Source organism: Anabaenopsis sp. NIES-4685 (assembly GCF_059725405.1).
The window spans coordinates 184,585-197,591 of record NZ_AP043602.1 but is presented as its reverse complement, the minus strand read 5'-3'; the positions used below and the strand labels follow the sequence as shown (position 1 = coordinate 197,591).

Below are 13,007 nucleotides of genomic sequence, written 5' to 3'. Positions count from 1 at the left end.
GCGTGGGTTTTACTATGTTGGGGTATGTCCGGGTACAGCCTGTTTTTGTTGCAGTTTTATCTTTTTTGGCAATACTTATAAGCAGCATAAGCCATCGTTACAACCCCGGTGATAATCGCTGATTCATCGACTTCAAATTCTGGATGGTGTAGTGGGTGATTAATAATTCTATCTTTGTAGCCTACACCTAAGCGAAACATCGAACCGGGAGCGTGTTCTAAATAGACAGAGAAGTCTTCAGCACCTAGAGAAGGCTCAGGTAAAACTTGGACGCGATCGCTACTCCAGGCTTCCTCAGCTGAAGATTGCAACAATTGGGTAATGGCATAATCATTCTGCACACTAGGCACACCTTGACGATAATTAACTTGATAACGCGCCCCAAAAGAATGGCAGACATTCGCCACAATATTTTCAATCCAGTTGGGGAGTTGACTCCGGGTTTCTGGATGTAGCGATCGCACTGTTCCCAACAACTGTACTTGGTCAGCAATCACATTTGGCGCTCTCCCCCCCGTAATTTTCCCTATACTCAAAACCACAGGACGCAGGGGATTCTGTGTGCGGCTAATAGCTTGTTGTAACGCAGTAATCACCTGTGAAGCAATCCAAATTGCATCAATGGCTTCATGGGGACGCGCCCCATGGCCTGATTCTCCCATAATGATAATTTCTAAATCATCAGCCGCAGCCGTCAACGCACCGTAACGTACACCAATAGATCCTGCGGGGATAGAGGGGAAAACATGAACACCTAATATAGCCGTCACCTGGGACATTGCGCCGTCCTTGACCATCCAGGTTGCGCCTTGAGCAATTTCCTCAGCGGGCTGAAATAAAAACCGCACCTTAGCGCCCAATTCCTCGGCTATTTCGGAGAGCACCATTGCTGTTCCTAAACCCACTGTGGTATGAACATCATGACCGCAAGCGTGCATCACACCTTGTACACGAGAAGCATAATCTAAATTTGTCCGTTCTTGAATTGGCAAAGCATCCATATCAGTACGAATTGCCAATAAACGCTCATCTATCCCAGTATTTTGTAGTTCTCCCATCACCCCAGTTTTACCAATTCCCTCCTCTACATGGAGACCACTAGAAGACAACACACCAGCCACAAAGGCAGATGTTTGGTATTCCTGACCGCTGAGTTCTGGGTGAGAGTGGATATGGCGACGAATTTCAATTAAGCGGGGCGCTAATGTTGCGACTAAGTCTTTAATACGGGTTAGCATTACTCTATTTTATGTGACAGGCTTTGTTTCCATCATAGAGAAGTGTTCCCGAACAAAATGCTTTTCCTCTACAGCTACAATCTGAGGATAGGGTTGTCTAACATGAGGATTAAACTGTCATTAAATATACTAATAATTTTCACTAGAACACAAATGTAACCTATTGATCAAGAAACTATAAAAATCTCAGAAATTTACTTCAAGGACTATACAAAATTGGATTTAGGCTTTAAAATAGTTATCGAAAAAATGGGTTTAAAACCCCGTTGTTCTACGACGGCTTTTTTGATTCTTGGAAAAAAACTTGCCTAAAAAACAACAAAAAGCTAAAATGCAATAGTCGGCTTGGGGCATCGGCACGACTTTAAATGGACAGGGAGTGACTATAAGACTGCTTCGGCAGCGAGTTACTGTGAACTGTCAAGAATCACTGATATTCAAGATCGGTGAGTATGTCAATCTAAGGCACTATACTGAAATCCTTATAGAGTACCACATATGTGATACCCCTGGCTTTCTTTTCGTTTCGGCTAGGGGTATCTTGTTTTAGGCGTGGGCAAAATCCCATCTCTACCCCACCCCGTTAACGCCACCCCAACCAGCGCAAACCGGGGACAATCAGGTAATAACTCACCCCTAACCAAAAGCTCATTAACAGACCTACCAAACTCAAAAAAACAATGGGCAGGTATGATCTTAAAAAGATGGACTGACCAGAAAAGTCAAAAACAGTAGTTGGGAAACCAAAAATAATTAACAGTGCAAACACAATTGCAGTACCCAATGTAGCGACCACAGCATGAACTATGTGATGGCTGCGAAAGTCTATACTCAAGGTCAATAGAAAAACCGCAACTAAAATTACTGTCAATAGTCCTTCACCGCTATCTTTGGGTGTGATGAATTGCCAAACTAACCAACTAAACCCATAGCTGATCATACCCATGAGCGATGCTACTAAAAACCGTTTTCGTTGACCAAAACATCCCGATATGGTTAGTCCCCATGCGGTTCCCCAACCTGCGCCAACAAACACTATCATTTCTGTGGCTACCATAGCTTCAGTATTAGTTACTGATTGCGGTAGGTGACGCAAAATATATTCTGAAACTTTCTCGCCTAATACCGTACGATCAGCTACAAAGAAACCAATAATCGTACCTAGGCAAGTGCCAAGGCTAGTTAGTAGCATAGCCCAAATTGTCGCTCCACAAGCTTGTAAAACCTTGAGAATTGCTTGCGCTATCAAAACAATTGTTTTACCTATGGCATTGGTGAGATGATTGAATAGATTCTTAATGGCCTGTATTAAAAGTATAAACTGAGCGGCAACTTTTGCGGCTCCTTGCTCCACAGATTCCCGGATTTGGGAAAATAAGCTAGTCCCGGAAGATTGGTGGATAATCTTATTTAATCTTTTCTGAATAATTCCTGCATTTCCTGGACGCGATCGCACATCTTCTAGTACCATTTCATCTAGTAAATCTGCCAGTTGCGGATTAACTTTTATCTGATCTCGCCACCGCAGCACACCAGTTTGAGGATCTCGTAATTCCAGCGGATGCTTACCCGTAAGTAATTCAATCATCGTCTGACCAAGGGCATAAAAATCAGCCCCAGGACTAATATTACTACCGGTCACCTGTTCTGGGGGACTGTAACCAGAAGAATATAACTTAGTTGAACTGGACTCTCGACGTACCTTAGCGGTGTTAAATTGTTTGACCCCGCCGAAATCAATCAATACCAGTTCTTCCTTGCTTCCCCCCGGAGTCAGGGTAACAGTGGGGGAGGAAGTTCGTAACATCAAATTAGAAGGTTTGATGTCGCGATGAATAATCTGGAGTTTGTGCAGTTCCTGTAAAATATTTATAGCCTGAGAAAGCCAAATTAACACCCAATCCTCTCGACATCCTTGAGGATGATTTTGCAGGATCTCTTCGAGAGTCGAGCCGTTAATTTTTTCCATCACCAGACAAGCTAGTTGACGCGGTTTAGAATTGGGTACATTGACTTGAAAATAACCATCAGATTCTACCCTGGGAATACCCGGATGCCGCAACTTAATTAAAACCTCGGCCTCTTGTCTAAACAATTCCAGTGCTTTTGGTGAATTTTCTACCAAAACTTTGAGTACTTTTTCCGTCTGGGTCTTCTGATCCCAAACTGTGTAAATTTGGGCGAATCCTCCCGCACCCAAGGGTTGCAGAGGCACATAACGGTCTAACATCCGTAGCGGTGTGCCACAACTGTTACAAAACTTATTGCCCCAAGGTTGAGGAGAAGGACGTTTACATTCAGGATTTATGCAGTGAACCGCATTCTTAGTGATGTCGGGCACATTTGCTATAATACAGAGACTGAATTGATTTTAACCCATTACTGCCCACGATAGGCAATGCGCAGGCTTTGGAATAGAATCACCAGAGATGCGATCGCCATCAACCCGCCCCAAAACCAGTAAGGTAAAAGTAGATACCTTTGCATTTGTCCCGTATCAGAAATTCCTAATGATCCGGCACTGTAGCTAAATAAATAATTCAGTTGGTGGTACGTACTGACACAAGCTTGTACGCCCAGAAATTGAATAGCAAATCCCTGTACCCACTGGGGAGCTTTCAGGGATATTCCCAGAATAATTAAACCCAATATGGGAACCGCCAGCAATCCAAACCCAGAACCCACCCAAAGTAATGTGGAAAGTAACAGAACGCTACTCAGTATCTTTAAGCTCAGGGAAGCAGTGGTAAAATTACGGGAAGCCAGAATCAAACCAGCACCGGCAATAGGTGGACCCATGGGACCGGCGGCGGCGACTAAAGCCGGTCCAATTGGCCATAGAGCTTGGGAGATGCTATAACTAGCAACGCCGGAACCATTACTAAAAATTTGTAATTGATGAAACCGTCCTCCCAACAGCATAGCCATCAATCCGTGACCCATTTCGTGGAACCAAGTTGCCAGGATACTAAAAGGGTATAAAATATAATCACCTGCCGGAACTTGCCATAACAGGATAGTCACTATCGCTGCTGAAATTAGCCAAGTTAGTCCCATAGGTTCTACTACGGGCGGAGCAACGCGTGTCAGCTTTGGTAAAAAATCTTTTCCTGGTTCCTTCATAGGTAAATTTTGGTAAACATCCGTCCCTGGTTTGATGTGGATAATTTGCTCATCCGAGAACAGTTCTCGGATGGCAAAAATCAGTTAGGCAAGTTGAAATAGAAACGTGACTAAATCTCCCTTACCCAGACTGATGCGATCGCCTGGTCTGAGGCGGTGTCGGTTACCGGGTAATAGGGGCGAGTTATTAATGTAAGTCCCATTAGAACTTCCCACATCTTCTATGTAGTGAAAATCTCCCTCAACGCGAATATCTGCATGTATCCGCGAGACAATTTCCGAATTGGAAAATCCCGAAACATCAATATCTGGGGGAATCCGGTCATTGGGTTTGCCGATATGAATCACAGATAGACCTTGTGGTAATTCAATTTCGCGATCGCTCTGGACGTGGAATAACCGTGCAGTTACCTGCTGTAGTTGCGTCATAGAAGGGTATGGCACGGGTGCGGGTGCGGGTGCGGTTACCACGGGTGCGGGTGCGGTTACCACGGGTGCGGGTGCGGTTACCACGGGTGCGGGTTCGGGTACCACGGGTGCGGGTGCGGGTACCACGGGTGCGGGTTCGGGTACCACGGGTGCGGGTTCGGGTACCACGGGTGCGGGTTCGGGTACAGCTGTTGAAATTATCGTTGGTGGTAGGGGTGAAATAACCGGCTGATTGGTGTTGGGGTCTGGGTTAGTTCCCAAAGCATCAGGTTGTGAAACTTCTAAAGGGGGATCAGGCTGTACTAACTGCGGTACTTCTACTGGGATGTTGGGAATTGCCACAGATGCGGGGGTAGCTGCTCCATTAGAATGCAGGTTATAACCGCATTGACCGCAGAAAGCAGCATCAGCCTGGACAGTTGCGCCACAGTTGGGACAGTGACCAATGGTTGGTAACGGCGTATAACAGGCTTCACACTGGACAGCGCCGTCTGGATTGGGGTGATTGCAATTAGGACAGACGATCATCGATTTAGGTCCTTGTTCAAGATCATCGTAAGATACTCTTCGTAAACATACAAAACACTGTAGACACCAAAATTCTGGAACAGTGTCACACAGAAAAGCGGCCAGGAACAAGCCTGAATCTCCCCGCGATTAGAGATTCGCTCAGGAAAAAACTCTAGCTTGTGATGGTAATCATTACTCCTGATGGGAAAGTCAATCTGGGAGTTCTCATAGCTAGCGTGGTAGAGCCATACCTGCTGCTGCATCCAGCAACCACCACAGTTCGCCTTGGGGTTTAATCAAGCGGGATGGATAAGTAAAATCATCAGCCACAGGGGCGAAGACTTGAGCTAGAGCTGGTCGTTTATTAGCACCAGCAACCATAAAAATCACACTGCGAGCAGCGTTAATAAATGGGTATGTGAAGGTTATGCGGGGGTTTCCGTCTTTGTTACCCACTGTAATCAAGCGGTCATGGACTTTTAAAGCCGCAGTCTGGGGAAACAAAGAAGCGGTATGTGCATCATCACCCATTCCTAGTAATATCACATCTAAAGCGGGAAACTCGTTGGCGGGAGAATGGAAAAATTCTCGCAGATGCTGTTCATGTTTGGTGGCTGATAGGGCTGGATCTCCGTCTAAAGTGGGTATAGCGTGAATATTAGTGGCAGGGATATCAACATGATCTAACCACGCACGCCGCGCCATCAGTTCATTGCTATCAGGATGATCTGGGGGTACATAACGTTCGTCTCCCCAAAAGACATGAATTTTATCCCAAGGGAGTTTTTGACTAGCTATCGCTTCGTACAATGGCTTCGGTGTACTACCACCAGCTAGGGCGATGGTAAATTGTCCGCGTTCCTTAATGGCGGTTGACAACTTGGATAGAATCAAGTCTAGCGATCGCGCCACTAAGTCGGAAATACCCGGAAGAACTTCAACCTTGTTATTCATAGTTTAATCATCATATCGCCCACTTCTGTGCAATACCATAACTAATTTATGACCATTGCCCTTTTTAACTTTTGAAACTTTTAAGGAATTCCCACGGAATTTCCCATTTGCCATGGGATGGGCTACTTAAGCTGTACAGGGACAAAGGCTGATCACCTTATACGCAGGCGGTTAATTACATCTCTAGTTGACTGGTAACAGTTGATCCCAGTCTGAGATTGCCTCTTTCTGAAATATTAACAGTTGCTGAATGCCTTTTTCCGCAAAATCTAGTAGGTGATTTAACTGAGTCCGACTATAACTGCCTTCTTCTGCTGTGCCCTGAATCTCAATTATACCCAGATCTTGGTTCATAACCACATTAAAATCTACTGTTGCTGCCACATCCTCAATATAGTTTAAATCTAAATAAGGCTCGCCTTGCAATAAACCCACGGATATTGCTGCTACTTGTCCAGATAAAGGCGATCGCTCTAATACACCTTGCTGCAACAATTGAGAAACTGCATGAGCTAAAGCCACAAACCCCCCTGTAATCGCTGCTGTTCTAGTTCCAGCATCGGCTTGTAAGACATCAGCATCCACAGTCAGGGTTCTTTCTCCCAAGGCCTCAAAATCAATTGCTCCTCGTAGGCTACGTCCAATTAAACGTTGAATTTCCTGAGTTCGTCCAGACAATTTCAACAATTCCCGATCTTGCCGTTCTTGTGTGGCAGAAGGCAACATTCTATACTCTGATGTCAACCAACCTTTGCCAGTTCCCGCTAAAAACTTAGGCACACCTTCACTCACACTGACAGTACACAGTACCTGAGTGTCTCCAAATTTTGTGAGGACTGAACCGGGAGCAAAGCGGGTAAAACCCCCATGAAAACTGATAGGACGGACTTGATAGGGTTGTCGACCATCGGGGCGTTGCCAAACCATGAGAATTACCTCAGAAATTTTATACAGACTATACTGCCTATGGCTACGCCACGCAAGGTATCAGATTAGCAGATACAATCTTTCATGGTCAAAATCTGTTATATTTTAGTGCGTTGATAGGAGTTTTAACTTTGTATAAACACAGAAGAAATCGACCTCATCCCAGTCCTTTTTTTTCTAGTAATTACTATAATTATCCCAGTAGATTTTACTAATGTGTGTAAAATTTTCTAATTCTTTGCTATTTTTTTAACTGATTTATGATTGCCCAATTAGAAACTCCCAGCGCCAGTTCAACCCTGAGCTTACCCTATCCAGTGGCAGGATTAGTGCAAGTTTTTACTAGTAAAAAACGTATTTTTTTTACTAGTGTCATAGCCCAAGCCCTGAGAATCGCAGGTCAAGGTACACCAGTATTAGTAGTACAATTTCTCAAAGGTGGTATTCGTCAAGGTCAAGAGCGCCCCATTCAATTAGGGCAAAATTTAGATTGGATTCGCTGTGATGTCCCCCGCTGCATCGACACACCCCATCTAGACCTTGCGGAAGGGGAAGCTTTACAAAAGTTGTGGCAATATACGCAAAAAATAGTAAGTGCGGGTAAATATTCTCTTGTGGTTTTAGATGAATTAAGTTTAGCAATTAATTTTGGCTTAATTCCCGAAACCGAGGTTTTACAATTTCTCGCACAACGCCCGGCTCATGTTGATATTATCCTTACAGGAACAGAGATGCCAAAATCCCTGTTAGATGTAGCAGACCAAATTACCGAAATCCGTCGTAGTCATCGACCTTAACCTCATACCCCAGGCTTTATCCACGCATCCAAGAGGTAAGCGAAATGATTGTTGATGTTTGTAGATTTATTTACACAGAGGTCAAACGTGCTAAAAAATGATAAATGGATTATCGAACAAGCCAAACTAGGAATGATTTCTCCATTTGAAAATTCTCTAGTGCGCCAGGTTGAAGATAGGCGAGTCATTAGTTATGGCTTGTCTAGCTATGGCTATGATTTAAGATTGGCTCCCACAGATTTTCGTATTTTTAGACACATTCCAGGTACTATTGTTAATCCTAAGCGGTTTAACCCTGAGAACCTAGAATCGATTCCACTACAAACCGATGAAGATGGATCATTTTTTATTATTCCCGCCAACTCTTACGCCTTGGGTGTATCCCTGGAAAGATTGCGGATTCCTCCGAACATCACAGTTATTTGTATCGGAAAATCAACTATGGCGCGTTGCGGGATTATTGCTAACATAACTCCCGCTGAAGCCTCATGGGAAGGTTTCTTAACTCTGGAATTTAGCAATGCTTCTAGTGCTGACTGTCGCATCTACGCTAATGAGGGCGTGTTGCAGCTCCTATTTTTGGAAGGTGAACCATGTCAAACAACCTACGCGGAACGCTTTGGTAAGTATCAAAATCAAGCCCAAACTGTAACCATTGCCAAGGTTTAGTTTCCACAATTACCGCTCAAAAATTCACAATTTTTGAGCAGGAATCAAAATTGAGTAATATTTAATATTTAGTCGGAGATAGTGCCATCCGGAAGGATAGCATTACGAAAATTCGCTCCTTCCAGGTTGGCGTTGGTCAAATTTGCTGCTCTTAAATTAGCACGATCTAAATCGGCTTTGTGCAGGTTGGCTCCTTCCAAGTTAGCGCCTTCTAAATTTGCAGATGTCAGATAGGTTGTACTTAAATCGGCATTACTCAGATTTGCGGCTTCTAGATGTGCTTTATGGAGATTGGCTTTACTGAGATTGGCACCGCTAAGATCAACTTGATTTAAGATTAATCCACCTAGATTAGCCCTGCTTAAATCTACCTGTGTAAAATCTCGTTCTCCTGCAGCGTAACGTCGCAGAAAATTATCTACGTCCATATGTACCTCAATTACTTATGCAGCACGGCGAGAAGTTAACAAGTTCCACAATAAAATAGCAATAATTGAGCCAATTATTGCTAAGATAATGCCTGCAGCACTAAGAGTAGGAGCCGCTAGAGCAAATCTACCTGTGGCAAAGAATATACCAAGGCTACCACCAATAAAAGCACCGATAATACCCAGTAAGATTGTTCCTAAAATGCCGCCACCTTGATGTCCCGGGTAAATCGCTTTAGCAATAGCTCCAGCAATTAGACCTAAAGCAATCCAAGCAAGAATGTTCATGATTATTAATTTAGTAACTATTATTACTTACAGACATAGGTTAACAATTCAACCCTGGGCATTAAATCTGTCATCAGAACTAATTATTGAGAGCTTCAAGAGAGTATTTGCTTGAGTAGCACTTCTTTTGGTCTATACCTGTTTGGGTAAAACAACCAGATGAGACCTAGAGAGATTTTGGCGCAGCTTTACAAAAAAACAGATAAGCTATTTTATCTAGGCTAATTGTTTAAACTTTACTATGGCAACAATTAACGACAACTATCTGAAGCTGAAAGCTGGTTACTTGTTTCCCGAAATTGCTGGCGGGTGAATACCTTTGCTCAAGCAAATCCTGATGCGAAAATTATCCGCTTGGGTATTGGTGATGTTACTGAACCTCTACCAGAAGCCTGTCGCACGGCTATGATCGCAGCTGTGGCAGAAATGGGCGATCGCGCTACTTTTAAAGGCTATGGCCCAGAACAAGGTTATGCTTGGCTGCGAGAAAAGATTGCCGCTCAAGATTTTCAAGCCAGAGGGGCTGATATAGATGCCTCAGAAATCTTTATATCTGATGGTTCTAAGTGCGATACAGGCAACATTCTCGACATTTTTGGCAAAAATAACATTATTGCAGTTACAGACCCTGTATACCCCGTCTATGTGGACACTAATGTTATGGCTGGTAATACCGGGGATGCTAACGATCAAGGGGAATTTGCGGGTTTAGTGTATCTGCCGATTTCGGCTGAAAATAACTTCACAGCTGAGATTCCCTCCCAGAAAGTCGATTTAATTTATCTGTGTTTCCCCAATAATCCTACTGGAGCAACTGCGACCAAGGAACATCTCCAAGCATGGGTAGACTATGCGAGGGCTCATAACTCAATTATTTTCTTTGATGCTGCTTACGAAGCTTATATCACTGATCCGACCATTCCTCACTCAATATATGAAATTGAAGGCGCAAGGGAATGTGCTATTGAGTTTCGTTCTTTCTCTAAGAATGCAGGTTTTACAGGAACCCGTTGCGCGTTAACTGTTGTACCCAAGACTCTAACCGCTAAAGCTGCTGATGGTTCGGATGTGGAATTGTGGAAGTTGTGGAACCGTCGCCAATCCACTAAGTTTAATGGGGTTTCCTACATCATCCAACGGGGTGCTGAAGCTGTATACTCTCAAGCAGGACAAGCACAGATTCAGGCATTGGTAAGTTTTTACCTAGAAAATGCCAAAATTATTCGTGAGCAACTTTCTGGCGCAGGTTTGGCTGTATATGGTGGGATCAATGCTCCTTATGTTTGGGTGAAGACCCCCAATGATTTATCTAGTTGGGACTTTTTTGATAAGCTGCTACAGACTGTAAATGTGGTGGGTACCCCTGGTTCTGGTTTTGGTGCTGCGGGTGAGGGTTATTTCCGCATTTCCGCTTTTAATAGTCGGGAAAATGTGGAGGAAGCTATGAAGCGTATTACTCAGAAGTTTAAGCTGTAAAAGTTTGTGGTGGGCAATGCCCACCTGATCTAAAATATCATCAAGTTAACAGTCATAATATGGGGTTAAATATTTGAATATATTAGGCAAACTTCCAGGTTTAAGTTTAGCGTTAAATTGTTATGCTTTATGGAATGAATTGGTTTAATTCTTTAACTAGAAGATGTACTGTTGTAGAAGGATTATCACTTTCTGGGTTGGGTGGATTATATTGTTTGAGAAGATTTTCAGCATTTTTAATGGCAGTGGTTTGTAAATGTTCTATTTGTTCATAAATTTTATTACTGTTTTTCTTATATTGTTGATTCAGGTGCGTTTTTAATTTCTTAATATAATCTTCTCTGGTAATTCCGGTATCAAGAAATTCAAAATGTAAAACATACCATAATTCAAAAGCTTCATTAGAATAAGCAACGTTAAATCGTTCTCTTTTAGCATTTGCTATTGCATTGTTAAAATCTTGTTTTTGCGAATCATCTCGGTCAAATACACACCAAAATTGGTCATATTCTCCTTTATTTTCATTATTCAATTTTTTCGCTTCTTCTACCAGTTTACTTGGATTATAGCCGAATCCTTGCACATCAATTACATCTTTCGGAACACGAAAAGATTTAAAGTAGTTTGGTTCAGTTTCTTTACCTTCACATACAATTAAAAATTTTTGTCGTAATTCCCGGGTTCCAACTCTTCTGTCAGAATAACCACGAGATGAGGGTTCCATCTTTTTTTTAGCCATTATTATCATCCCAGATTTGGCTCAAGTTACCAATTTGGCTCAAGTTACCAATAAAGGGAATAGCGCCATATTTACCTTTAATGTAGTCACTTTCAAATGAAGCGTCATTCCTAATTTTATATTCCACTAGGGAATACAAATCTGTAGCGCCATATTTATTTTTTTCTGTAAACCAAATCTGATCCCTGCGAAATAGTTTGTTATTCAGGAGGTTGGTATTATGAGTCATAAATATCAATTGTGCATTCTTATAATTGCTTTCTTGAGAGTTAAACATTTCCACAATTGCTTTACTCATCAAAGGATGAAGTCTTGCATCAAATTCATCAAATATTAAAGTATTACCTTTTTTAAGGGTATCTATTAAAAGTCCCGCTATAGAAAATATTTTTTTCGTTCCTTCCGATTCTTGATTGTCTAAATAAAATGACTCCAGAGATATAAAATTACCTTGAGGATCAAATTTTTTATGCATGGTCATTATAGTTTGTGATGTTGCTTTTACAGTTCCGCTCTTAAGTTCTTTTAATAGTTCTTCTGGTATTAACAAAGGGTTAAGTGTAATCTCTCTTTCTGTAACCCTGATGTCTCTGATATCTAAATCTAGATTTTTGATTAATTGAATAATTTCTTCTCTATTATCATGACCCGGTTCTAAAAACTTAACTGTGTAACTTAAATAACTATTTAACCCGGAAATTATTTGTATTTTTGTGGTGAGCCAATCTAGTATTTTCTTAGCTATTTCAACATTAAATTGAGCAGCTACTGATATAAATAGTGCATTTTCCCTGGTTTTTGATTGAATGTCTTCGCCTTGAAAATTTTTAGATATATTGAAGTGTTGATAATTACGGTCAAAAAGCCGAGTCTGTCTTTTTTTAGGCACATAAAATAACCATTCTGAAACAATATTTTTTTCAGTAGCTTCAAAACCATATCGATATGTTTTATCATCTAAAATAAATACAATTTCAAATAAAGATGGTTGGGTTTCAGTTTCGGTACTAAGTGCAAATGGTTCTACACCTATTGGTTCTGTACTCTGAGTTTCTTTAGAGGAGTTAATCATAAACCATTTCATAAAGTTGATAGCTTTTGCTAGATTACTTTTACCGCTAGCATTAGCACCATAAATGGCAGCACTTTTAAGTAATGTCAGTTGATCATCGACAACAAAAGTATTGTGTTCATCAGTTTTTGTGTCTTGGGCGACAATATTAGCCGCCTTCATGCTAAAGGTGACTTTATCTTTGAATGATCTGTAATTACCAATACTAAACTCTATGAGCATAGTCAATTTTTAGGGCTAAAGGGCATATTTGTGATTTTTTCACAAATATCTAGTTTAAGCATAACGGTGATTGAGGCGAGGGAGTATAAATACTCTGGTGCAAGTCAGCATGAATAAATTGATGTGAAAGTACCT

12 protein-coding genes and 1 pseudogene are annotated in these 13,007 nt (G+C 41.9%); 3 read left to right on the top strand and 10 right to left on the bottom strand.

What is annotated here, in order from left to right:
• Positions 1–56 precede the first annotated feature (56 nt).
• From AC6IZ0_RS00920 to rph, 6 genes are all read right to left on the bottom strand, one after another.
• Entirely contained in the window at positions 57–1,238 is a 1,182-nt protein-coding gene (locus AC6IZ0_RS00920; RefSeq protein ID WP_280793062.1) for a M20 family metallopeptidase, read from the bottom strand.
• Between the two features lie 583 nt (positions 1,239–1,821).
• Positions 1,822–3,579, bottom strand: a complete 1,758-nt coding sequence (locus AC6IZ0_RS00915) for a protein kinase domain-containing protein (protein WP_497724723.1) — start codon at positions 3,577–3,579, stop codon at positions 1,822–1,824.
• Between the two features lie 38 nt (positions 3,580–3,617).
• Positions 3,618–4,361, bottom strand: coding sequence for a M50 family metallopeptidase (locus AC6IZ0_RS00910; protein ID WP_271733928.1), 744 nt, complete (start codon positions 4,359–4,361; stop codon positions 3,618–3,620).
• Positions 4,362–4,445: 84 nt separating this feature from the next.
• Positions 4,446–5,318, bottom strand: coding sequence for a double zinc ribbon and FHA domain-containing protein (locus AC6IZ0_RS00905; RefSeq protein WP_497724721.1), 873 nt, complete (start codon positions 5,316–5,318; stop codon positions 4,446–4,448).
• 213 nt (positions 5,319–5,531) lie between these two features.
• Positions 5,532–6,254 (bottom strand): 6-phosphogluconolactonase, encoded by a 723-nt coding sequence (gene pgl, locus AC6IZ0_RS00900; protein ID WP_271733926.1) that lies wholly within the window; start codon positions 6,252–6,254, stop codon positions 5,532–5,534.
• A gap of 183 nt (positions 6,255–6,437) precedes the next feature.
• Entirely contained in the window at positions 6,438–7,181 is a 744-nt protein-coding gene (gene rph, locus AC6IZ0_RS00895; protein ID WP_497724719.1) for a ribonuclease PH, read from the bottom strand.
• A 260-nt stretch (positions 7,182–7,441) separates the two neighbouring features.
• On the opposite strand from rph, the gene AC6IZ0_RS00890 reads away from it, so the two are divergent.
• Entirely contained in the window at positions 7,442–7,978 is a 537-nt protein-coding gene (locus tag AC6IZ0_RS00890; protein WP_271733924.1) for a P-loop NTPase family protein, read from the top strand.
• A gap of 87 nt (positions 7,979–8,065) precedes the next feature.
• Positions 8,066–8,647 (top strand): dCTP deaminase, encoded by a 582-nt coding sequence (dcd, locus tag AC6IZ0_RS00885; protein ID WP_271733923.1) that lies wholly within the window; start codon positions 8,066–8,068, stop codon positions 8,645–8,647.
• 68 nt (positions 8,648–8,715) lie between these two features.
• Here the strand turns inward: dcd and AC6IZ0_RS00880 are convergent, their stop codons facing one another.
• Complete coding sequence (locus tag AC6IZ0_RS00880; protein ID WP_271733922.1) at positions 8,716–9,075, bottom strand: pentapeptide repeat-containing protein; 360 nt, start codon at positions 9,073–9,075, stop codon at positions 8,716–8,718.
• A 15-nt stretch (positions 9,076–9,090) separates the two neighbouring features.
• A complete protein-coding gene (locus AC6IZ0_RS00875) occupies positions 9,091–9,363 on the bottom strand; it encodes a GlsB/YeaQ/YmgE family stress response membrane protein (protein WP_271733921.1) in 273 nt (90 codons plus the stop codon).
• 241 nt (positions 9,364–9,604) lie between these two features.
• On the opposite strand from AC6IZ0_RS00875, the pseudogene AC6IZ0_RS00870 reads away from it, so the two are divergent.
• Positions 9,605–10,839: pseudogene (locus AC6IZ0_RS00870) on the top strand (LL-diaminopimelate aminotransferase).
• A gap of 127 nt (positions 10,840–10,966) precedes the next feature.
• Here the strand turns inward: AC6IZ0_RS00870 and AC6IZ0_RS00865 are convergent.
• Positions 10,967–11,578 carry an RloB family protein gene (locus AC6IZ0_RS00865; RefSeq protein WP_497724717.1) on the bottom strand — a complete coding sequence of 204 codons (612 nt, stop codon included), beginning with the start codon at positions 11,576–11,578 and terminating at the stop codon, positions 10,967–10,969.
• A complete protein-coding gene (locus AC6IZ0_RS00860) occupies positions 11,571–12,872 on the bottom strand; it encodes an AAA family ATPase (protein ID WP_497724715.1) in 1,302 nt (433 codons plus the stop codon). Before AC6IZ0_RS00860 ends, AC6IZ0_RS00865 begins: the two co-directional genes overlap by 8 nt.
• Positions 12,873–13,007 lie beyond the last annotated feature (135 nt).

What these genes read in the sequence shown, in the direction of transcription:
- AC6IZ0_RS00920 (WP_280793062.1), bottom strand. Translation starts at nt 1,238, where the DNA reads ATGCTAACCCGTATTAAAGACTTAGTCGCAACATTAGCGCCCCGCTTA.
- AC6IZ0_RS00910 (WP_271733928.1), bottom strand. Translation starts at nt 4,361, where the DNA reads ATGAAGGAACCAGGAAAAGATTTTTTACCAAAGCTGACACGCGTTGCT.
- AC6IZ0_RS00905 (WP_497724721.1), bottom strand. Translation starts at nt 5,318, where the DNA reads ATGATCGTCTGTCCTAATTGCAATCACCCCAATCCAGACGGCGCTGTC.
- pgl (WP_271733926.1), bottom strand. Translation starts at nt 6,254, where the DNA reads ATGAATAACAAGGTTGAAGTTCTTCCGGGTATTTCCGACTTAGTGGCG.
- rph (WP_497724719.1), bottom strand. Translation starts at nt 7,181, where the DNA reads ATGGTTTGGCAACGCCCCGATGGTCGACAACCCTATCAAGTCCGTCCT.
- AC6IZ0_RS00890 (WP_271733924.1), top strand. Translation starts at nt 7,442, where the DNA reads ATGATTGCCCAATTAGAAACTCCCAGCGCCAGTTCAACCCTGAGCTTA.
- AC6IZ0_RS00880 (WP_271733922.1), bottom strand. Translation starts at nt 9,075, where the DNA reads ATGGACGTAGATAATTTTCTGCGACGTTACGCTGCAGGAGAACGAGAT.
- AC6IZ0_RS00875 (WP_271733921.1), bottom strand. Translation starts at nt 9,363, where the DNA reads ATGAACATTCTTGCTTGGATTGCTTTAGGTCTAATTGCTGGAGCTATT.
- AC6IZ0_RS00865 (WP_497724717.1), bottom strand. Translation starts at nt 11,578, where the DNA reads ATGGCTAAAAAAAAGATGGAACCCTCATCTCGTGGTTATTCTGACAGA.
- AC6IZ0_RS00860 (WP_497724715.1), bottom strand. Translation starts at nt 12,872, where the DNA reads ATGCTCATAGAGTTTAGTATTGGTAATTACAGATCATTCAAAGATAAA.